This window comes from Rhodococcoides fascians A44A (genome assembly GCF_000760735.1).
GTDB classification, from domain to species: Bacteria; Actinomycetota; Actinomycetes; order Mycobacteriales; family Mycobacteriaceae; genus Rhodococcoides; species Rhodococcoides fascians_E.
This window is the reverse complement of record NZ_JMEX01000008.1, coordinates 754,371-773,965: the sequence shown is the minus strand read 5'-3', so window position 1 is coordinate 773,965 and position 19,595 is coordinate 754,371. Positions and strand designations below refer to the sequence as shown.

20 protein-coding genes and 1 riboswitch are annotated in these 19,595 nt (G+C 66.5%); of the genes, 13 read left to right on the top strand and 7 right to left on the bottom strand.

Features of this window, described 5'->3' with window-relative positions; genetic code table 11:
• The first annotated feature begins 17 nt into the window (after positions 1 to 17).
• The 6 genes from BH95_RS15975 (at position 18) to BH95_RS15950 (ending at position 3,908) form a co-directional block, all read left to right on the top strand.
• Positions 18 to 635: a hypothetical protein gene (locus tag BH95_RS15975; RefSeq protein WP_037183082.1), complete on the top strand. Its 618-nt coding sequence runs from the start codon at positions 18 to 20 to the stop codon at positions 633 to 635.
• Between the two features lie 9 nt (positions 636 to 644).
• Positions 645 to 1,040, top strand: a complete 396-nt coding sequence (locus BH95_RS15970) for a DUF2752 domain-containing protein (protein WP_019663026.1) — start codon at positions 645 to 647, stop codon at positions 1,038 to 1,040.
• A 110-nt stretch (positions 1,041 to 1,150) separates the two neighbouring features.
• Positions 1,151 to 1,348, top strand: a complete 198-nt coding sequence (locus BH95_RS15965; RefSeq protein ID WP_019663028.1) for a hypothetical protein — start codon at positions 1,151 to 1,153, stop codon at positions 1,346 to 1,348.
• A 36-nt stretch (positions 1,349 to 1,384) separates the two neighbouring features.
• Entirely contained in the window at positions 1,385 to 2,035 is a 651-nt protein-coding gene (locus BH95_RS15960) for a GntR family transcriptional regulator (protein ID WP_037183079.1), read from the top strand.
• On the top strand, positions 2,032 to 3,300 hold the full coding sequence (locus BH95_RS15955) for an MFS transporter (protein ID WP_019663030.1): 1,269 nt from the start codon (positions 2,032 to 2,034) through the stop codon (positions 3,298 to 3,300). The genes BH95_RS15960 and BH95_RS15955 overlap by 4 nt, the downstream gene beginning before the upstream one ends.
• Positions 3,301 to 3,302: 2 nt before the next feature.
• Complete coding sequence (locus tag BH95_RS15950; RefSeq protein WP_019663031.1) at positions 3,303 to 3,908, top strand: hypothetical protein; 606 nt, start codon at positions 3,303 to 3,305, stop codon at positions 3,906 to 3,908.
• A 17-nt stretch (positions 3,909 to 3,925) separates the two neighbouring features.
• Here the strand turns inward: BH95_RS15950 and BH95_RS15945 are convergent, their stop codons facing one another.
• Both BH95_RS15945 and BH95_RS15940 read right to left on the bottom strand, forming a co-directional pair.
• Complete coding sequence (locus tag BH95_RS15945) at positions 3,926 to 5,272, bottom strand: M1 family metallopeptidase (protein WP_037143347.1); 1,347 nt, start codon at positions 5,270 to 5,272, stop codon at positions 3,926 to 3,928.
• Positions 5,269 to 9,267, bottom strand: a complete 3,999-nt coding sequence (locus BH95_RS15940) for a Pls/PosA family non-ribosomal peptide synthetase (protein ID WP_037183076.1) — start codon at positions 9,265 to 9,267, stop codon at positions 5,269 to 5,271. Before BH95_RS15940 ends, BH95_RS15945 begins: the two co-directional genes overlap by 4 nt.
• Before the next feature lie 227 nt (positions 9,268 to 9,494).
• Positions 9,495 to 9,610: riboswitch (SAM riboswitch) on the top strand.
• A 51-nt stretch (positions 9,611 to 9,661) separates the two neighbouring features.
• Between BH95_RS15940 and BH95_RS15935 the strand changes: the two genes are divergently transcribed.
• Both BH95_RS15935 and BH95_RS15930 read left to right on the top strand, forming a co-directional pair.
• Positions 9,662 to 11,005 (top strand): aminotransferase class V-fold PLP-dependent enzyme, encoded by a 1,344-nt coding sequence (locus BH95_RS15935; protein WP_019663034.1) that lies wholly within the window; start codon positions 9,662 to 9,664, stop codon positions 11,003 to 11,005.
• Between the two features lie 138 nt (positions 11,006 to 11,143).
• Positions 11,144 to 11,653 (top strand): hypothetical protein, encoded by a 510-nt coding sequence (locus BH95_RS15930; protein WP_230594324.1) that lies wholly within the window; start codon positions 11,144 to 11,146, stop codon positions 11,651 to 11,653.
• A gap of 31 nt (positions 11,654 to 11,684) precedes the next feature.
• On the opposite strand, the gene BH95_RS15925 is transcribed toward BH95_RS15930, so the two are convergent.
• The 3 genes from BH95_RS15925 to BH95_RS15915 are packed head-to-tail and all read right to left on the bottom strand — an operon-like array spanning position 11,685 to position 14,154.
• Positions 11,685 to 12,158, bottom strand: a complete 474-nt coding sequence (locus BH95_RS15925) for a YbaK/EbsC family protein (RefSeq protein ID WP_019663036.1) — start codon at positions 12,156 to 12,158, stop codon at positions 11,685 to 11,687.
• Between the two features lie 35 nt (positions 12,159 to 12,193).
• On the bottom strand, positions 12,194 to 13,156 hold the full coding sequence (gene alc / locus BH95_RS15920) for an allantoicase (protein WP_033190138.1): 963 nt from the start codon (positions 13,154 to 13,156) through the stop codon (positions 12,194 to 12,196).
• 5 nt (positions 13,157 to 13,161) lie between these two features.
• Positions 13,162 to 14,154, bottom strand: coding sequence for a hypothetical protein (locus tag BH95_RS15915; RefSeq protein ID WP_019663038.1), 993 nt, complete (start codon positions 14,152 to 14,154; stop codon positions 13,162 to 13,164).
• 112 nt (positions 14,155 to 14,266) lie between these two features.
• On the opposite strand from BH95_RS15915, the gene BH95_RS15910 reads away from it, so the two are divergent.
• Both BH95_RS15910 and BH95_RS15905 read left to right on the top strand, forming a co-directional pair.
• Positions 14,267 to 14,848 carry a TetR/AcrR family transcriptional regulator gene (locus tag BH95_RS15910; protein WP_019663039.1) on the top strand — a complete coding sequence of 194 codons (582 nt, stop codon included), beginning with the start codon at positions 14,267 to 14,269 and terminating at the stop codon, positions 14,846 to 14,848.
• 70 nt (positions 14,849 to 14,918) lie between these two features.
• A complete protein-coding gene (locus BH95_RS15905; protein ID WP_019663040.1) occupies positions 14,919 to 15,140 on the top strand; it encodes a DUF6480 family protein in 222 nt (73 codons plus the stop codon).
• Positions 15,141 to 15,153: 13 nt separating this feature from the next.
• On the opposite strand, the gene fes is transcribed toward BH95_RS15905, so the two are convergent.
• On the bottom strand, positions 15,154 to 16,383 hold the full coding sequence (fes, locus tag BH95_RS15900) for an enterochelin esterase (RefSeq protein ID WP_037164185.1): 1,230 nt from the start codon (positions 16,381 to 16,383) through the stop codon (positions 15,154 to 15,156).
• A 38-nt stretch (positions 16,384 to 16,421) separates the two neighbouring features.
• Between fes and fepB the strand changes: the two genes are divergently transcribed.
• Positions 16,422 to 17,432 carry a Fe2+-enterobactin ABC transporter substrate-binding protein gene (gene fepB, locus BH95_RS15895; protein WP_037164182.1) on the top strand — a complete coding sequence of 337 codons (1,011 nt, stop codon included), beginning with the start codon at positions 16,422 to 16,424 and terminating at the stop codon, positions 17,430 to 17,432.
• Positions 17,433 to 17,462: 30 nt separating this feature from the next.
• Here the strand turns inward: fepB and BH95_RS15890 are convergent, their stop codons facing one another.
• Complete coding sequence (locus BH95_RS15890) at positions 17,463 to 17,969, bottom strand: 2-oxo-4-hydroxy-4-carboxy-5-ureidoimidazoline decarboxylase (RefSeq protein ID WP_019663043.1); 507 nt, start codon at positions 17,967 to 17,969, stop codon at positions 17,463 to 17,465.
• Positions 17,970 to 18,238: 269 nt separating this feature from the next.
• Here BH95_RS15890 and BH95_RS15885 point away from each other — a divergent pair, with 269 nt between their 5' ends.
• Together BH95_RS15885 and BH95_RS15880 are read left to right on the top strand one after the other, a co-directional pair.
• On the top strand, positions 18,239 to 19,066 hold the full coding sequence (locus BH95_RS15885) for a crotonase/enoyl-CoA hydratase family protein (protein WP_019663044.1): 828 nt from the start codon (positions 18,239 to 18,241) through the stop codon (positions 19,064 to 19,066).
• Between the two features lies 1 nt (position 19,067).
• Entirely contained in the window at positions 19,068 to 19,541 is a 474-nt protein-coding gene (locus BH95_RS15880) for a MarR family winged helix-turn-helix transcriptional regulator (RefSeq protein ID WP_230594322.1), read from the top strand.
• Positions 19,542 to 19,595 lie beyond the last annotated feature (54 nt).

Sequence of the window (19,595 nt, the reverse complement as noted above, 5' to 3'; positions counted from 1 at the left end):
AACGTACCCTCACCGGTGTGAACCAAAAGTTGTCAGTATTCGACCCCGGTGACAAGCCGACCGACATCGGCGACGAGCGGTCCCGTCGCACCCACGCGCTCGTGCATCTCGGGCAGGCCATCGAGAACGAAGCCCGCGTCGTCGCCGAGGCTGCCGCGGCGACGGAGAAAGCTGCGTCCACTGCAATGTGGCTCGGTGCCAGCCTGGCCGACCTCGCCGCGGTCACCGGCAAGACCCGTCAGGCGGCCAGGAAGAGGTGGCCGGCTCTGGGCGTCGTGCATCGCCGACGCCTGTGGCTCGCCAACCATGTCGACGATATTCGCTGGGCGGTGCGGGTGCTGTTGGACAACGAAGCCGACATCACCGTCCCGGACACGTCGATCTTCGCCGAGATGACAGACCTCGACGCATCCGTCGGACGCAACTTCGACGAGTCGGCAGTTCACGAGGAGGCCGGTCCGGCGGATCGATGGTTCGCCCTGGACCGCTTGGTCGAGGTCGTCCTGCGCCGGATCGTCGACGACGCCGTCACGTCCGGCGGTCAGGCCGAGTTCGCGGTGTTCGGAGCGCGCGGGGTGGTCGGCTACTACGACCACGCAGTGGACAAGCCCGAGACCGACTCGGGACTCACTTAGTCTGGATGCATGACCGAGACAGGGGCGCGACGTCGACGACGCTTCGCTGCTCCCGCGGCGGTTGCGGGACTGACGGTTGCGGCGGGAGCTGTGCTGTTCGTGCGTGATCCGAGGTCGTCGACGTATCTACCGTGTCCGTTTCATGCGCTGACCGGCGTGTGGTGTCCCGGGTGTGGTGCGACGAGGGCGTTCGGAGACCTGGTGCACGGCGACGTTGCGTCGGCCGTGTCGACCAACGTGCTCGCCGTGACACTGCTCGTGTTCGGAGTGCTCCTGTGGGCGACGTGGGTTCGCGGCCGGGCCGTTCACGCGCCGCCGAGGTGGGTAGTGCTGCTCTCGGTGATCGTCGTAGTTCTGTTCACCGTGGTCAGGAATCTGCCGTTCGGTAGCGCCCTGGCGCCTTGAGGAAAGAGGAAGCACATGTGGCTCGAAGCGTTTTCCGTGGTCGTTCTCGTCGGAGCTCTGGTGGTGCTGATCCCGACGGCTCGGCGTGTGTTCAAGAAGGGTGACGACGAATGACCGACTCGTTGAAAGCGCGAGTGCGCGCGAAGCTGCTCGATCAACTCGCAGGTGACGGCGCCACCGACGCGGAGGTGGCCGAGGGCGACGACCCACGGTTCACAGCGATCCGCGACGACCTCGCTGCTCTGGACGACGCAGCAGACGACGACCCCATCGTCGACGTCCTCGCCACGAGGTACTGGGTGCCCTAGTTCGACGCCGACCGCGGTTCATCTAGTATCTATGTTGTGTCTAAGGAACCCACTGCCGCCGAGCACGCCTATGTGACGGTCAAGGAAATGATCGTCACCGGTGAGCTGCCCGGTGGGGAACTGGTCAGCGAAGGCGACATCGCCGGCCGAATGAACATCAGCCGCACTCCCGTCCGTGAGGCATTTCTGCGCCTACAGGTCGAAGGATGGATGCGGCTCTACCCCAAGCGCGGCGCACTCGTCGTGCCCATCGCTGCCGGCGAGGCGGAACACGTCGTGTCCGCGCGGTGGCTCGTGGAGACCGGCAGCGTCCGAGTCGTCGCCGCGTCGCCGCACGTGCGCGAGCGGCTTCTGCCTCGGCTACGCGCGAACCTCGCCGAGCAACGGGAGATCGCCGCGACGGGTACGCGAGCCGACTTCAGCGCCGCGGACGCGGACTTCCACCGCCTGATCGTCCGAGCCGGTGCCAACCCACTGCTCGACGCCTTCTACGACGGACTTCGCGAGCGCCAGCGGCGGATGACGACGCATTCGCTCGCCCGTGATCCCGATCAGATCTCCCGCATCGTCGACGACCACAGCCGCCTCGCGGACTTGATCGAGGCCGCCGACGTCGACGGTTTCGGCGAGGCCGTCGACACCCACATGAGACGCACACACGGATTGGACGAAGGAGGCGCGACATGACCGAGAATTCAGTGAAGGGGTCCGAAGCAACGACTCCGACGCGGACGACCGATACCAGGACGGGACGGTGGATTCTCGTAGCCGCCGGGATGTTCGCCGTCGCGTGGGGCGGAAACGAGTTCACCCCGCTACTGGTGATGTACCGGCTCGAACACGGATTCTCGGCGATCACCGTCGACACGTTCCTGTTCGCGTACGTCATCGGCATCGTTCCTGCGTTGCTCGTCTGCGGTCCGTTGTCGGATCGGCTCGGCAGGCGTCCGATCATGTTGCCGGCGACGGCCGTCGCCGCGGCGGGATCGATCCTCATCGCCATGGGTGCGGACACCGCCGCGATACTCTTCTTCGGCCGCGTGCTCAGTGGTGTGGCACTCGGTATCGGCATGGCTGTCGGCGGCAGTTGGATCAAGGAACTGTCCGCTCGGGCAGGTTCCTCGGCGGGCGCGAGGCGCGCTGCCATGAGCCTCACCGCTGGATTTGCGCTCGGCGCAGGCGTGGCGGGCGTTCTCGCGCAATGGGGTCCGTGGCCCACGCATCTCGCGTACCTGGTGCATGTCGGGATCTGCGTCGTCACCGGCCTCGGCATGATCTCGGTTCCCGAGACGCGGCCCGCAGTGCCACCCGCCGATCGGCGTCGACTCGTCGACGACCTGAAGATCCCGTCCGCCGGGCACAAGCGGTTCCTGCTGGTCGTGGTTCCGCTCGCGCCGTGGGTGTTCGGTGCGGCCAGCGTCGCCTACGCCGTTCTGCCGTCGCTGATGGCAGACCACAGCGGAGGTCATCCGATTGCGTTGTCCGCGTTGATGTCCGTGATCGCACTCGGATCCGGATTCGCGATTCAGGCGGTCGGGCGCAGAATCGACACGCCCGACGCTGCTCGCGGCGCACTCGTCGCACTGACGATTCTGGTGGTCGGCATGGTGCTGGCCGCGTGGGCTGCCTCGGTGCTGACCATCGTCGCGGCGTTGATCGCGGCAGCTGTCCTGGGTTGCGGTTACGGCATGGCCCTGGTCTCCGGGCTGCAGGAGGTGCAGCGCATCGCCGGACCCGACGACCTGGCCGGGCTCACTGCCGTCTTCTACTCGCTGACCTACCTGGGCTTCGCTGTTCCCGCGATCCTGTCGGCGCTGACCGAAGCGTGGCCGGGGGTGGTGACCTATCCGGCGATCTTCACCGCCGGTGCCGTCATCGCTGCAGTCTGCTGGGCGTTCGTTCGTACCCGTTCGACCCACCACCTCCCGGCCGAGGCGTCTAAGATCAGCTGACTATGTCGGCCTCCCCGCTCGTGACCACGCGGCGGGTCCCACTCCTCGTTCCCGTCACCGGGTTGTCGGTGTGGGATTGGCGCGAGAGTTACGCCGTGTTCCTCGCCTTCGTGATCCCGATCCTGCTGCTCACCACCGTGCCAGTGTTGTTGCCGTTCTTCGCCATCGGGCTGATCGTCGTCGGTCTGGGGCTGCGTGTGCGCCGTATCGTCCGGTGGTGGACCCTGTTGAGATTCGCGGACCCGGTCGTCGTCGATGCCGTCGAGCAAACCGTGGCGTCGCGTGGCACCGTGCGTCTCGCTCATGCGACGGGGTGGCGTGTGCACCGCGGGTGGTTCACCGGCGAGATCCACGACAACACGATCACGTACACCGTGGGCGGAGCGCCGCGCACCCTCGTGGTGCGGGGCCTCCCGTACACCTCGGGGGTCGTACTCGCACACCCGACGCGACCTGATGCACTGTGCGTCAGCGCCTTTCCGTTCGATCTCCGGTTGAGCGACGACAGTCGGTGGTCGGTGTCGGTACCACCGTCGTCGTGGCTCGGTGCGGCGGCGACGGCCGTGCTGTACTCCGCGCTGGTGTTCGTCGTGTGGTGGACCCTGTAATTGCCGTGGTTCGAGAACTACGGCAGAGCGGGCAGCTGTTCCTGCCCCAGCCAGGCGTCCCACAGCGACCGCGGGGCTCCGAAGCGCGACGCCAGATCCGTGAAATCGGCGGTACTGACGGTCGAATAGCGGTACTTCGACGTCCATTCCTGGATCAGTTCGAAGAACTTGTCGTCGCCGATGGTGGTGCGCAGCGCATGCAACGTCAACGCGCCGCGCTTGTACACACGGTCGTCGAACATCTTCGCGGGCCCCGGATCTCCCAGAATCAGATCCCGCGGAAGCCCTCGCTGCATGGTGTGTACGCGTCGGGCCTTCTCCGCTGCGGACGAGCCTCCCGAGTTCTCCGCCCAGATCCACTCGGAGTAACAGGCGAACCCCTCGTGCAGCCAGATGTCCTTCCACTTGCCGAGAGTGAGGCTGTTGCCGAACCACTGATGGGCGAGCTCATGCGCCACGAGCCGCTCGAAATACCGTGTGCCGGAACAGTGATTGGCGCCGAAGATGGACAGTCCCTGCGCTTCGATGGGGATCTCGAGGTCGTCGTCGGTGACCACCACGGTGTACGCGGCGAACGGGTACGGACCGTACAGGCGGGTGAAGGTCTCCATCATCTGCGGTTGACGGCCGAAGTCGTGCTCGAAATTGGGCCTGAGCCGGTGCGGCAGCACGGCTTTCATGCGGACGGGAGACTCGGTGATGGTGTGCTGGCTGTACGGGCCGATCTGGATGGTCGCGAGGTAGGTGGCCATCGGCTCCGGCTGCTCGTACACCCACGTGGTGCGGCTGGCACGAGTCTGCTTGCGAACCAGTGTCCCGTTGGCGATGGCGTAGTAAGGCGAATCGGTCGTGATGGTGATCCCGTAACTGGCCTTCGACACGGGGTGGTCGTCGCACGGAAACCACGACGCCGCGCCGTTCGGCTGACTCGCGACGATGGAACCCTCGGTGAGCTCGTCCCAGCCCACTTCGCCCCAGAACCCGTCGATGGGCTTCGGGGTTCCGCTGTACTGAATGTTCACCACCAGCGCCGCCCCCGACGCAACCGGCTTGGCGGGGGTGATCTTGAGCTTGCCTCGGTGCTGGCTGAACTTCACCGACCGTGAACCGTTGACGGTCACCTTGGACACGCGCAGTGCCGGGCCGAGATCGAACGCGAACTTCGAGACGGTGTCGGTGGTGACCGCCGTGATCTTCGCCTTACCGGCGAGCCGGTTGCTCTCGACCTTGTACTCGAGGTCCAACTCGTACCGCGACACCCGGTAGCCGCGATTGCCGTTCTGTGGCAGGTAGTCGTCGATCGGTGGGTCTGCGCCGTCGATGTCGAACGTCGGCGTCACCAACTTGGAGCCACCGAATTTCATAGGCCGGCCCCGGAGTGGAGCCCGCCGGAACGATTGTCGTGGGGGGAGTGGAGCCCGCCGGAACGACTGTCGTCGGGGGCCGCGGTCACGATGCGTGCGAAGGGGTCGCCCTTGGCCCAGGGAGCGATGGGGTTGCCCTGCCAACGGGTGTGATGGGGAACCGTGTCTCCGCGCATGACCAATGATGCAGGACCGACCGTCGCGCCGTCACCGATACCGGCGGCAGGCAACGCGACGCAGTGCGGTCCCAAGGTTGCTCCTCGTCCCAGAGTGACGCTGTCCATGGACATGATCCGATCATGGAACAGGTGTGTCTGCACAACGCACCCTCGGTTCACGGTCGCGCCGTCGGCGAGAGTCACGAGATCAGCCTCCGGAAGCCAGTACGTCTCACACCACACTCCGCGTCCGATGTCGGCGCCGAGCCAGCGCAACCACATGTTCAGCACAGCAGTACCCTCGGCGGCCCGTGCGAACCACGGTGCGGCAACGGTCTCGACGAACGTGTCGGCCACCTCGTTGCGCCACACGAACGAACTCCACAACGGATGCTCGACCTTGTCGATGCGGCCGACCCACACCCATTTGGCGGCGGCCGACACTCCGGCCGCGACAGCTCCGGCGAGCAGCAGGACGAGGCCGCTGAGCAGCGCGGCCAGCCAGAAGCCCACGGCGTCGGCGATGGCGGTCAGCCCGAACAGAACGCCGAGCCCGATTCCGAACGTGACCATCACCGGGATCAGGCGGCACGTCTCGACGAGTGATCGCGCGATCTTCAGCTTCACCGGCGGATCGAACGTGCGCGACGAGTCGGCCCGGCCCGCTGCCCGGCGCAACCTCACCGGCGGGCTGCCGAGCCACGAGGATCCGGATTTCGCCTTGTCCGGCGTCGCCGACAGGACCGCGACGAGGCCGTTCTTCGGTACGGTGCGGCCCGGCCCGGTCATCCCGGAGTTGCCGAGGAACGCACGCTTGCCGACCTTCGCGTCACCCAGGTGCATCCACCCGCCACCGAGCTCGTAGCTCGCGACCATCGTGTCGTCGGCCAGGAATGCGCCGTCGGCGACGGTCGTGAACTTGGGAATCATCAGCACGGTCGATGCCTCGACGTCCTTGCCGATCTTCGCGCCCAGCAACCGCAGCCAGTGGGGCGTGAGCAGCGACGCGTACAGCGGGAACAGGAACGTGCGGGCCGAGTCCATCAAGCGTTCGGTCGCCCACACCTGCCAGCCGATGCGGCTCCGTACCGGGTGATATCCCTCGGTGAGGCCGATGCCGAGCAGGCGGACCGCCACCAGAGTGATCAGCGCGAACACACCGAGCGAGACGAGCGTGGCGACCGGAAGCATGATCGCCGCGCGCCCGACGGCACCCAGCAGGGTCGTCGCGGTGTGCAGCCACCACCCCATCAGTACGAGAGACACACCGAGGGAGAAGATCGCCATCCCGGACAGCATCAGCGACGCGACACCGTAGGCGAGGACCCAGCGCGTGGCCCGCGGGGGAGTCTCCTCCGGCCACGGATGCTCGGCCTTGCCGACCTTCTGCGCGGGCGATCCGGCCCACAGCTGCCCCGCCTTGACCCGGCCGACGACGGCCGAGCCCGCACTCACCACGGCGTTCTTGCCGACGGTCGTGCCCGGCAGGAGTGTGGACCGAGCCCCGACGGTAGCGCCCGCACCGATCTTGATACCGCCGATGTAGACGATGTCGCCGTCGATCCAGTGGCCGCTGAGATCCACTTCCGGTTCGACCGAACAACCGTCGCCCAGCTCGAGCATCCCGGTCACCGGGGGAAGGGTGTGCAGGTCGACGCCCTTGCCGATCTTCGCGCCGAGCGCGCGGGCGTAGTAGACCATCCACGGAGCACCGGACAGGTTGGAGGCGCCACTGGCGTCGGTCAGCCTCGTCGCGGTCCACAGACGAATGTGTGCGCTACCGCCGCGTCGATACGCGCCGGGCTTCAGACCGGCCAGCAGGACGCGCGAACCGACGACCGAGATCGCCATGCGGCCGACCGGAGTGATGAACGCGACGAACGCGACCAGAATCCACCACCACGACACCGTCGGCGCCCACGGAACCTCGGCGAACCAGCTCATCACGTTGAACAGGATCCCCAGCCACGTGATCCACTGCAGACCCGTCAACGTCGTCAGCGGGACCGTGGCCGCGATCTGCGTCCACTGGGCCGACCTGGACGTCGGCTCGACTTCACGCGGAACCACTTCGACGGGCGGCTTCAACTCGTCGAGATAGCGTGCGAGCGACCCGAGACGAGGGTGGTCGTAGAGCTGCGCGACGGTGATCTCCGGGAATCGCTCGCGCAGTGCCGTCACCAGCTGAGCCGCGGACAGGGATCCGCCGCCGTTCTGGAAGAAGTCCGCGTTCTCGTCGGAGACCTGCGCGCCGAGGATGTTGGTCCACAGCTCGGCGACCCATCCTGCGGTGCCGGCGAGATCGGAGCCCTCACCCATGCCGGGCAACGGCCACGGCAGGGCGTTGCGGTCCACCTTGCCCGACGTCCTCGTCGGCATTTCCTCGACGAGCGCGAGCCGCGGAACGAGTGCCGACGGCAACTGTTCGGCCAGAATCCGGCGAGCAGCTTCCAGGTCGAAGTGAGGATCGGTGCTGGCCAGATAGCCGACGAGCACCGAGTTGCCTGCGCCGGTCTTGCGCACGGCAGCGGCCGCACCGCCGACACCGGGAAGCGCCTGCAGTGCGTTGTCGATCTCACCGAGCTCGATGCGTCGGCCGCCCAACTTGATCTGATCGTCGGCGCGGCCCTGGAACAGCAGGCCTTCGAGCTCGAGCTTCACCAGGTCGCCGCTGCGGTAGGCGCGGTCCCATCCGAGCGTCGGCATCGGCGCGTACTTCTCGGCGTCCTTGGCCGGGTCGAGATAGCGGGCGAGGCCGACGCCGCCGATCACCAGCTCACCGACTTCGCCGACGGCAACAGGGTGGCCCGACCCGTCGACGACGGCCAGATCCCACCCGTCGAGCGGGAGGCCGATCCGAACGGGTCCCTTGCCGTCCATGATCGACGCGCAGGCGACGACGGTGGCCTCGGTGGGTCCGTAGGTGTTCCACACCTCGCGGCCGTCGACGGCGAGGCGCTCGGCCAGTTCCGGCGGGCACGCTTCTCCGCCGAAGATCAGCAGCCGGACGGCTTCCAACGCGACGGCAGGCCACAGGGCAGCGAGCGTCGGGACGGTCGAGACGACGGAGATGTCGCGGGACACCAGCCACGGCCCGAGATCGAATCCACTGCGCACCAGGGACCGGGGAGCGGGCACCAGGCATGCACCGTGCCGCCACGCCAGCCACATCTCTTCGCACGAGGCGTCGAAAGCCACCGACAAGCCGGCGAGGACACGGTCGCCCGGTCCCAGCGGATCGTCCTGCATGAACATCCGAGCTTCGGCGTCGACGAACGCCGCCGCGTTGCGATGACTGACCGCAACACCCTTCGGGGTGCCGGTGGAGCCGGAGGTGAAGATGACCCACGCGTCGTCGTCGGGAGTCGGGGTCGTCAGAGCATCAGGGGCGGGGGTGTCCTGCTTCTCGGCCGTACCGGCGGCGATACCGCCTGCCGTGACGACGGCGGTCACCTTGGCCTCGCCGAAGACGAGCTCGGCCCGCTCGTCGGGGTCGTCGGCGTCGACCGGCACGTAGGCGGCGCCTGCGTTCAGGATCGACAGAATCGCTACGTACAGGGAGAAGGAACCGGACGGCATCCGGATGCCGACGCGATCGCCGCGCCGGACGCCGGCCCTGGCCAGCCACTGAGCGCCTTCGTCGATGTCCTCGAGCAGTTCGCGGTAGCTGACGGAGACGGTGCCGTCGTCGATGGCCGGTGCGTCGGGAAACTGCGACGTCGTGGACCGCAGGATGTCGATGAGCGTGCGTTCCTGTGGAGCACGCTCACCGCGCAGGAACTCGGGCGGAACCCCGTTGCGGGTGTCGGCCGTTTCCGATGGTGATTGCACAGACAACCGGGTGTCCTTCTTCTCGTGTGGTACCGAAATTCGAACGAACGTCGCGCGTCGTTATCTCATGTTCGGTTGTCCAGAAGGTGAACAGTCTCGGCTGTCCCCTTCCGACACAAGTCGTAGCTCGGCATTGCGCGGATTCTACTAGGAAGGGCCCCGTTCGCCCCTGTCGAAGGGTTTCCTACCTGGGAGGTTGACAATCCCTCGCCGCGTTTGCCATCCTCTTTTCAGGTCATGAGTACCAGCATCGAGCCCCGGCTTGCTGGTCGGCAACCCTCCTCCGCGGTGGGGTGCTCCGGGTGACGACCTGGCTGGCGCCGGAAAACCGGTGCAGCAAGCGCGGACTCGATTTCCGACAGGTACGTCGGGTCCCTTGATCGACAAGGGGTTATTTGTCATGACTGCTGTTCTGAACAACTCGTGTGCGTCTTTCGCGGCCGTCAGCGGAGCTGACCTTCAGGTCCCGCTGGTCGACGGAACGAGTTGCACATACGCCAATTTCGACTACGCGGCCAGCGCGCCTGCGCTCGCCGAGGTCACCGCACGGATCGCCGAGTTGCTTCCGTACTACTCGAGCGTGCACCGCGGAGCCGGGTACGCATCCCGTGTGTGCACGGCCGCGTACGAGAAGGCCCGGGTGACGGTGTCCGATTTCGTGGGCGCACAACCGGATTCGGTCGTCGTCTTCACCAGGAACACCACGGATTCGCTGAACCTGCTCGCGGGATGTGTACCGGGTGACACCGTGGTGCTGGACATCGAGCACCACGCGAACCTGTTGCCGTGGAGGGATCGTCGCGTTGTGGTCGCCGCCGACTCGATCGCCGAGACGCTGACGCGCATCGAGGTCGAGCTGGAGACGAAACCCGCTGCGCTGCTGGCGATCACCGGCGCGTCGAACGTCACCGGAGAGGTGCTGCCGATCCGCGAACTGGCCGAGCTCGCGCACTCGCACGGTGCGCGCATCCTCGTCGACGGCGCGCAGTTGGTGCCGCATCGCCGCATCGACATCGGTGATCTGGGTGTCGACTACCTCGCGTTCTCCGGCCACAAGCTGTACGCGCCGCACGGTGCAGGCGTCCTCGTCGGCAAGCGGGACTGGCTCGACGCGGCCGAGCCGTACCTCGCCGGAGGCGGCGCCGTGCGCTCGGTCTCGATCGATCGGACCGAATGGGCGCCGGTGCCCGCACGGCACGAGGCCGGAACTCCGAACGTCCTGGGAGTCGTCGCACTGGCCACGGCATGCGAGGCGCTGGCTCGGCACGAGTCGGCAGGATCGATCTCGCACGAGCGCGAACTGTCCGACCGTCTGCGCGACGGTCTGTCGTCGATCGACGGCGTCGGCCTTCTGACGGTCTGGAACGACGCACCGGACACTGTGGGCATTGTCACATTCACGGTCGACGGGTACGGCCCGGGCGAGATCGCCGCGTACCTGTCGGCAGAGCACGGAATCGGTGTGCGCGACGGCAAGTTCTGCGCGCATCCACTGCTGTCCAGGCTCGGCCACGCAGGCGGGGCCGTACGCGCCAGCCTGGGGCTCGGCAGTTCCGGAGGCGACGTCGACAGGCTGATCGACGCGGTCCGGACCCTCGCAACCGACGGACCGTCCTGGACGTACGAGGAGGACGGCGGATGGTGGAATCCGGTGCCGGATCCCCGCCCGTTCCCCGATCTGGCCGACGGTGCCGCAGGCGTGGGATCCCCATGCGCCACACAAACGGTTAGCATCGCTTCATGACAGCAATTGCTCTGTCGCAGAGCGGACTCTGGTCGGATCGCTACGTCGATCTGTGCCGTACCGCCTCGGGGTCGTGTAGGCGTTCGGGCTAGGCCTCAGCCGTCATATCCCTGCTTGCACCAGAAGGACTTCACCTTCATGTCGAACAGTTCAGCCGTACGCGTAGCACTCGTCCACCCGTCGCAGTGGACCGAAATCACCGACGCAGCCCCCACCGAGACGATCGTGCGGATCGAAGCCGCAGACCTTCGTGAAGGGCAGCAGGCACGAGCTCGTGCCCGCGCCGAGGCCGTCGAGGCGGGCAAAGACGCGGACAGCGTCGCCGTGTTCCTCGACATCGAAATCCACATCGCCGACGACGCGAGGACGGCTCGCCGCGAGTTCGCGGCCCTCGACGCGCCTACGGTGCCCGGGTCGATTCGCTATGTCGGCACACCCTCCGGACTGGCCGGCCTGATCGCCGATGTCAAGGCCGCCGACGTCGCCGACGGTGTGACCCTCCTGCCCGTCGGGCCCACGTCCCGGAATCTGGACCGCGTCGCCGACGGCGTCGTGCCGTGGCTGGAGGACCGCGGCGTGGTGTTCGCAGCGGATGCAGTTCTCGAAGGTGCAGGCGTCGCTCGTCGCAGCCGAGTGCTGGCGTCCTGATCCAGGTCACCCTCGCGGTCGGGTCACGCGTTCAGGTGACGTCGACCGCGAGTCCTGCGGTGATGCGCAGTAGTTCCGCGCTGGTGGTCCGGAAGACAGTGTTCGGATGCCCCGCCGCCGCCCACAGTTCTTTGTGTTCGGCCAGCGACTCGTCCACGTAGGTGGGCAGGTTGGTGGGGTGCCCGACGGGCGCGATGCCGCCGATCGGCTGCCCGGTCGCGTGCTTGACGAGGTCGAGCGGGGCACGCGTCAACGTTCCGTCGAGGCGGGCGCCTGTCGCCTCCAGGTTCACCTGATGCGCACCCGACACGAGCAGAAGAACCGGATCGTCGTCGAGCAGGAAGACCAGCGATTTCACGATCGCGCCGACGGCGACACCCAACGATTCAGCGGCGGCCTCGGCCGTCGGTGTCGGCTCGGGCGAGGTGACGACGACGCCGTGGTGTCCGCGCGAGATCAGAATGTCCGCGACGTGGGCTGCGTTCGGGTGAAGTAGCCGGGGCATCTTCCAATGGTATTGCCACTCGGCCCCGTTCGCAGTTACTCGTTGCGCAGTTCGCCGAACAGCCTGAGCCTCGCCATGCCGCCGTCGGGGAAGATGTCCATGCGCACCTCGGACACCGGCTCGGAGTGATCGAGCAGGAAGCGATGCCTGGTGTCCGGCTGCAGACGAGTGCGCGGCAGCAGTTCGATCCATTCACCGTTTCCGAGTTTGCCCGTCAACGACGCAGCACCGGGAGCGTTTCCGAGGAAGCACGACGTGTCGAGCTCGGCCAGATGGATCGTGCCCGTTCCGGCGAGAGTGACCTGGACCCAGTCGTTGGCGTCGTTGCGGCGGCGTGATGTCTCCCATCCTTCGCCCATCGAGCGAGGCGGTCCGGGGAACAACAGATTGTTGGGTGAGCTGTAGAACATGTTGGAGCACGCCGAGACGTACCCGCCGTTCTCGAGCGCCGCAAGATCGAACGGGCCTGCGGCGATGAAGCGCGGATCCGGCTTTCCTCGGCCCAGCACTCGCAACCGCGCGACACCGCCGTCCGGGTAGATGCTGAGCTTGACGTGGGTCCAGCGCTCCTCCGAGGCCACCTTGAAACGGTTCTCGGAGTCGCCCTCGACGGCGCTCTTCGGGACGATGGTCTCCCACGTGGTGTCCTCGTACAGTTCCTTCGCCGACGGGAAGCCTTCGACGGACGCCGCTTCGACGGAAATCTCCGGCGGGTAATTGCCGGTGAACCAGGCGGTGTCGACGACGACTGCGTCGACGACACCCGGCGCTCCGAGCCGCACGATGGCCTCGTCGTAACCCGATTCGCGACGCCGCCGCGTCTCCCAGCCGTCGTAGATCTGCCCTTTGTGACCGAAGGTGGCGGTCTGGTAATCGGCCTTCCCCGGCTTGACCAGATTCTCCTTCTCCGCGAACGTTTCGTCGTTCGCCCACACGACTGCGCCACCGAGAGTACGTACCGCGAGATCTGGCAAGGGGAGGGGGAAGGTGGTTGTCATGGTGGTCAGGATACTGGGAGTGCGTCCGGTTGCTCGGTGCGTGCGGCCTTCGTGAAGGCGAACAGCAGGGCGATCCCCACCGCCGAATACGCCGCGAGGGCCAGTGCAGGCTGACCGAGGCCCGTCCCGGAGAAGTACACGATGCTGCGCACACCCTCGGTGCCGATTCCCGGCGTGATCCACCGCCCGACGGCGGCGTAGAACTCGGGGAGTACGTAGGGTCCGAACGCGCCTCCGGCACTGGGGTTTCCGAGGATCACGAACACGATGATGGCGATCGGTACCGCCGCCACTCCGATGGCTGCGCGCAGCCCGAGCGTGAACATCGACGTCGCGAACACCACTCCGGTGCCGAGGAGCCACAGCGGGAACCAGTGACCGGCGAACGTGCCGAGCAGGTGGGTGACGATCAGCGCTCCCAGCGCACCGGACAGCACGGAGTACGCGGCGAAGATTCCGAGTTGGGCAGCGGCGTCGCGGCGGGACTTCGGGGCGCCGACGAGCAGGCCGATCGCGGCGGCCAGCAGGTATCCGCCGACGACCCAGCCGACGGACAGATAGAACCCGGACAGTCCGCGGTTGTCGTGGATCCCGACGGGGATGTCGTCACGGACGACGAACTGGCGGCCCTGTGAGGCCTCGACCTCGGTGAAGATCGACTCGAGGGCAGCGGAGATGGAGCTTCCCGCGGCGCTCGCCGTGATGACCGTGTCCGTGCCCGAGGCGCTGACGACATAGGCGCCCAGCACCTCGCGGTCGCGGATCAACGACCTGGCATCTTCGGTGCTGGCGACCGCGCGCGCGTCGAGCGGTGTGCCGTCGATGGCGTTGAGCTTGTCCGCGGTGTCGGTGTCGATTCCTGCGGGCAGACCTTGCTCGGCCACCACCGCGATGGGTATTTCCCGCGGGGTGGGCTGATGGAACGCGGCAACATAGCTCGCGATGAAGCCGAGTTGGAGCAGTAGTACCCCGAACGCGATCCAGACGACCTTGCGCATGCGATCTCCTCCGACACGATTGTGAATACCTCAGGTATTGAATACTCTAGGTATCGTGAACCGACAGGGTCAAGCAACGTGGGCGCCGACACAACGTCCCGGCCGCGAAAACGTGCGCGAACGACTGCTCGACGCCGCCGCCGACGAATTCACCGAGAACGGCTACGCCGCAGCCAAACTGCAGGACATCGCCCGCCGAGCCGGATTCACCAAGGGCGCCGTCTACTCCAACTTCGAATCCAAACAGGCACTCTTCGCGGAGTTGCTGTCCAAGAAGTCGATGGACCTCGCCACCCGCGTCATCGACACCGTCTCCGGCCTCGGCCCGGGCGACGCCGCAGGCAGAAGCGGCGACGCCATCGCCTCCTGGGTCGTCGACGAACCGCGCTGGCCACTGCTCGTCACCGAATACGGGATCCAAGCCGGCCGAGACCCCAGCCTCGCCGACGGATATCGACACGAACGCCGCCGACTCCGCGACGAACTCGAACGACTGATCGCCGAACGAGCCGACGACTGGGGCGTCGGCACCGGAATCGACGCACGCCGCGTCGCAACATCACTGCTCGCCCTGATCTCCGGCCTCGCCGTCGAACACTCCGTCGACCCGGAAGAGATCGACCACGACGCCATCGGCGACGCCATCTCCGCCCTCTTCACCGGCGCAATCGCACGCGCCGCTCTCGAACGTTGAACCCGGGCATCCCGAAATCTCGCAGGCTCCACTCCTGATTGGAGCGGACAGGGATGGGTAACTACGACTCATGACTGCTCAAAATCCTGAACCCGACGACACTGCAGGCCTCGAGGCCGGCGGCGGCGTCACGCCGGGCGATACCCCTCCCGCCGAGACGGGAGTGAGCGGACCGCAGCACGAGCCCCCGCAGCGCAGCCTGGCCATGCCCGTTGTTGTTCTCGGTGTGATCGGACTGATCGTCGTGATCGTCGTGCTTGCCTTTGTCGGCCGGACGCTGGACCTGTTCTAGCGCCGATAGAGCTTCAACCCAGGAGCCGAATCAACGATTCGACCAATTCGCCTCTCCAGCACAGCCATTCGTGACCGCCGTCGAACTCGGAGTATCGAACGTCGATGCCCCGAGTTCGCAGCATGTCCGCAATGCGCTCGTTGTTCGCCGGCATGTGCCCTTCGTGAATCCCCACCGTCATGTCCACGCGGAACGGCGAAACCGCCTGATCGGCAATCATGTCCGCGATGCGCCCACCCAGTGGGCCCTGCGTGTCGCCGTGCGGCATCTGCGGCCACCAGAAGGAGCCCGACTGGCTCGCCACCAGCGCGAACCGGTCCGGCCGGGTCAGTGCGGCGAACATCCCTGCCAGGCCGCCATAGCTCTGCCCGGCGACAACAGTGCGCGTCGGATCGTCGGTGAACGGTGTGATGTCGGCCACCAGCGGCAGCAGCTCGTCGGTGATCGCTCGCCAGAAATCGGCGTTGCAGGGGAGTTCCCTACCCCGTGTGTCGTTGTCGATCGTGTGAACAAACACCAGGACGGCCGCGGGGAACTCGCCCGCCTCGGTGGCCAGGTCCAGAACCGGCGCGAGCGGATTGTCCTCCACCCAGCGCTCGCCGTCGAGAACGATCATCAGGGGGCGTCGTGCATCGACGTCGCCCGGGGTCCGGTGTACCCAGACGCGTCGGCTGTTGCCGAGAACAGTGCTGTCCCAGACCAGTTCGTGCGGACCCTCGCCGGTCTTGTCCGCCTCGTGCCACCAGCGTTGGACGGGCGCGTCCGGCATCTCGGCCAATGACGCCCGGTCCGTGCCCGACGCCGAGGACCGTCGTGGATTGAACTCGTCGGCCACCGCATGATCGAGAAGCCCGAGGAACCTCGATCGGACCCCCGCTACCGTGTCGGCTATCCCGGGCGGATCCACCTGCGCAACCAACTCCGCCGATGCTGGCACGAACCGGTAACTGCCGCGCCACGTCGATGCGACCTCGGTGGACCAGAACCAGATGCCTGTGTTGTCCAGTCGACGCATCGTCGTCAACTGCGCACTGTGATGGTCGGTCAACGAGCTCGCGTCGAAGTACACGCGCGCCGGATCCGCGCCTCTGGAGTGCCTGTACAGAAAGCAGACCTGCACGCGACCGTCGGCCACGGACTCGATTCGCGGAGTTCCCGCGCGCGAGACGCGTTTCCAGAACTCGGGCTCGGATCCGGCCTCCGCGAGCTGGGAGCGCACTGTCGTTTCCACATCAACTAACATCAGGCAAGCCTAACCTCAGATCGAAAGGTTCATTCCTCGTGCCCACCAGCCGTACCTTCACCCGCGCCGCGGCGGTACTGATCGCGTCGACGGTCGCCCTCGTCGGTTGCAGTTCGTCCGCCGACGACGCGGCCGAGAACTCCGAGACAACAGCAGCAGCGTCCTCCGACGGATCCTGGCCCCGAACGGTCGACACCGAACAGGGGCCGGTGGAGATTCCGGCGCAGCCGGAGAGAATTCTGTCCACGGCGGTCACCCTCACCGGCAGTCTGCTGGCGATCGATGCTCCCGTGGTCGCGAGCGGGGCGACGTCGCCGAACACCGACGTCGCCGACGGTCAGGGATTCTTCACGCAGTGGGGTGGCATCGCGGCCGAACGTGGCGTGAAACCGCTTCCCGCGACGGACATCGACGTCGAGCAGGTGATCGGTCAGAACCCGGACCTGATCGTCGTCTCCAAGACCGGTGCGGACTCGGCGATCGACCTGTACGACCAGTTGAGTGCAGTCGCGCCGACCATCGTCGTGGACTACGGCAACAACTCGTGGCAGGACGTCACCGAACTTCTCGGCGAAGCGACCGGCCACGAGGCGCAAGCGCAGGAGAAGATCGCGACGTTCGAGGATCTGGTGGCGTCTGCGAAGGCGGAGATGGCCTTGCCGCCGCAGCCGACCACGGCGTTGGTCTACAACGGCGCCGAGGGGTCCAACGTGTGGACGGAAGAATCCGCGCAGGGAAGTCTGTTGACCGAGCTGGGATTCACTCTCGCCGACATCCCCTCGGCCGCACTGGGTGACACGTCGATGGGTGCGCGCAAGGACATCGTCCAGATCTCGCCCGAGAACTACTCGCTCGCCTTGGCCGGGCAGACAGTCGTTCTCGTGACGGCCGACGACACCGACGTGGCCGAGTACCGAGCCGACCCCCTGCTCGCACAGACTCCCGCCGTGCAGCAACAGCACGTCTACGCCGTCGGACTGGACACGTTCCGGCTCGACTATTACAGCGCAACCAACTTCGTCGAGCGCCTGCAGGAAGAACTGTCCTGACGAGTGGCCGCCGTGCGGATCGTCCGAACGTCAGTACGGCGGCCAACCGTCCTCGGGGCCGAGTACGCGCTCGATGCGCGTGCGGTTGATCTTCGCCAGCTCGTCCCGCATGACCTTGCGTTCGGTCTCGTCGGAATTGTCGAGGCGATGCCCCAGGTCGACGAGCACAGCGCGGGGGTCGAGACGGAAGGAATCGTCACCGAGCATCGTCGAGCACACGATGTAGCCGTAACCGAACCTTTCGATGTACATGCGGCACGCGTCGATGAACACACTCTGCGTCGCCGGATCCATCCCAGCGCACGTACGTCCGACAGGCCGGAGCGTCGACGCCAGGTAGTCCACGTCTGCGTCGGACAGCTCCGCAAGTTCTGCATCCGCCCGCGCGAACAACTCGGAGTACGACCCGTACGGCCGCGCGTCGGCGACTCGTGATGCCCACGTGTGCGAACAGCTGCACTCGTACAGCGCGTGCACCGCTTTGCGACGCGGCAGATCGTTGAACGTCTCGAGCCCGAGTCCCTGGTGCATCATCATGAAGAAATCATGAGCCGCCGAGGATGCGAACTCCAGGCCTGAGCAGGGTCTTAGCCCAGGCGTAACGCGGCGTAACACGGTGCTGCACTTCCAGCCCTCCCCACCCGAGCCCCTGCGCCGTTCGGAACGGTGCGGGGTCGTCGGTGTCGTTTCGTTCGTGGGGTGTGGGTCAGCATGTGCAGGGCGAGTGGAGGACGAGCAAACTGCTGTTGCTGCGACCTACACCGACAGCCGAGGTGGGCTGCCCCAGGCTTGTTACTCTCGGGTTCATGACGGAACGGAACTGGAACGCATTCTCGGTCGAGATTTCCGACCATATCGCGTCGGTGACGCTGCTCGGGCCGGGTAAGGGCAACGCGATGGGCCCCGATTTCTGGAGCGAGTGCCCGCGGTTGTTCGCCGAGCTGGACGCCGACGACGAGGTGCGCGCAGTTCTGCTCACCGGATCCGGCAAGAACTTCACGTACGGCCTCGATCTGGCTGCCATGGGCGGGGAGTTCGCGCCGCTGATGGCGGACAAGGCGCTCGCGGGTCCGCGCACCACCTTCCACGACACCATCAAGCGCATGCAGCTGGCCTCGAACGCCGTCGCCGACTGCCGCAAGCCCGTCGTCGCGGCGGTGCACGGCTGGTGCATCGGCGGTGGCCTCGACCTGATCAGCGCCGCCGACATTCGCTACGCCAGTGCCGATGCCAAGTTCAGTGTTCGAGAGGTGAAGGTCGCGATCGTCGCGGACATGGGTTCGCTTGCACGTCTACCCGCGATCATCGGCGACGGACACCTGCGTGAGCTCGCGCTCACCGGCAAGGACATCGACGCCGCTCGTGCGGAGAAGATCGGGCTCGTGAACGACGTCTTCGAGGATCAGGACGCGTTGCTCGCAGGCGCTCGGGCGACCGCGGCGGAGATCGCCGCCAACCCTCCGCTCGTCGTACACGGGATCAAGACGGTTCTCGACCATTCGCGGTCCGCCGCCGTCGACGACAGTCTCCGCTACGTTGCGGCCTGGAACGCAGCGTTCCTGGCGTCGAACGACCTCACCGAGGCCATCACCTCCGTGTTCGAGAAACGGCCGGCGAACTTCAGTGGCAGCTGACATGAGCGGTACCGCCGACATCGACACCGCCGAGGAACTGGGCACTCAGCTCGTCCGACTGCAGCGCATTCGCGAGCGCAAGTTGGCTCAGATGTCCGTCGAGTCCGGTGGAGTGGAAGGCGCAGCGTTCGTCTGCCTCTTCCGGCTGCTGCGCGACGGGCCGATGCGATCGAGTGAGCTTGCGACTCTGGTGAACTCGGACCCGTCGACCGTGAGTCGGCAGGTTGCGCAGCTGGTGGAGCACGGCCACGTACAGCGAGTGCGTGACGAGAAGGACGGCCGGGCGTACGTTCTCGCGGTCACCGAGACCGGCCGCAGCGTCGCCGACCGGATGCACCGCAAGCGCACCGACAGCCTCGGGCTGGTACTGGCCGATTGGACTCAGGAGGATCGAGTTGCGCTCGTCGACCTGCTGGACCGGTTCCTGACCGACTACGAGCGAGTCAGGCCCGACGCGCCCTCCGGCCGCGACTGAACGAGTCGATCGCTCGGAGACATCGAATCCCGGGCACGCTGACCACAAGGGAGG

Excerpts from the sequence above, each read along its gene's own strand:
- BH95_RS15885 (WP_019663044.1), top strand. The coding sequence starts at position 18,239 with ATGACGGAACGGAACTGGAACGCATTCTCGGTCGAGATTTCCGACCAT.
- BH95_RS15935 (WP_019663034.1), top strand. The coding sequence starts at position 9,662 with ATGACTGCTGTTCTGAACAACTCGTGTGCGTCTTTCGCGGCCGTCAGC.
- BH95_RS15970 (WP_019663026.1), top strand. The coding sequence starts at position 645 with ATGACCGAGACAGGGGCGCGACGTCGACGACGCTTCGCTGCTCCCGCG.
- BH95_RS15925 (WP_019663036.1), bottom strand. The coding sequence starts at position 12,158 with ATGCCCCGGCTACTTCACCCGAACGCAGCCCACGTCGCGGACATTCTG.
- fes (WP_037164185.1), bottom strand. The coding sequence starts at position 16,383 with ATGTTAGTTGATGTGGAAACGACAGTGCGCTCCCAGCTCGCGGAGGCC.
- BH95_RS15915 (WP_019663038.1), bottom strand. The coding sequence starts at position 14,154 with ATGCGCAAGGTCGTCTGGATCGCGTTCGGGGTACTACTGCTCCAACTC.
- BH95_RS15880 (WP_230594322.1), top strand. The coding sequence starts at position 19,068 with ATGAGCGGTACCGCCGACATCGACACCGCCGAGGAACTGGGCACTCAG.
- BH95_RS15950 (WP_019663031.1), top strand. The coding sequence starts at position 3,303 with ATGTCGGCCTCCCCGCTCGTGACCACGCGGCGGGTCCCACTCCTCGTT.
- BH95_RS15905 (WP_019663040.1), top strand. The coding sequence starts at position 14,919 with ATGACTGCTCAAAATCCTGAACCCGACGACACTGCAGGCCTCGAGGCC.
- BH95_RS15945 (WP_037143347.1), bottom strand. The coding sequence starts at position 5,272 with ATGAAATTCGGTGGCTCCAAGTTGGTGACGCCGACGTTCGACATCGAC.
- BH95_RS15930 (WP_230594324.1), top strand. The coding sequence starts at position 11,144 with ATGTCGAACAGTTCAGCCGTACGCGTAGCACTCGTCCACCCGTCGCAG.
- BH95_RS15965 (WP_019663028.1), top strand. The coding sequence starts at position 1,151 with ATGACCGACTCGTTGAAAGCGCGAGTGCGCGCGAAGCTGCTCGATCAA.
- BH95_RS15955 (WP_019663030.1), top strand. The coding sequence starts at position 2,032 with ATGACCGAGAATTCAGTGAAGGGGTCCGAAGCAACGACTCCGACGCGG.
- BH95_RS15890 (WP_019663043.1), bottom strand. The coding sequence starts at position 17,969 with ATGATGATGCACCAGGGACTCGGGCTCGAGACGTTCAACGATCTGCCG.
- alc (WP_033190138.1), bottom strand. The coding sequence starts at position 13,156 with ATGACAACCACCTTCCCCCTCCCCTTGCCAGATCTCGCGGTACGTACT.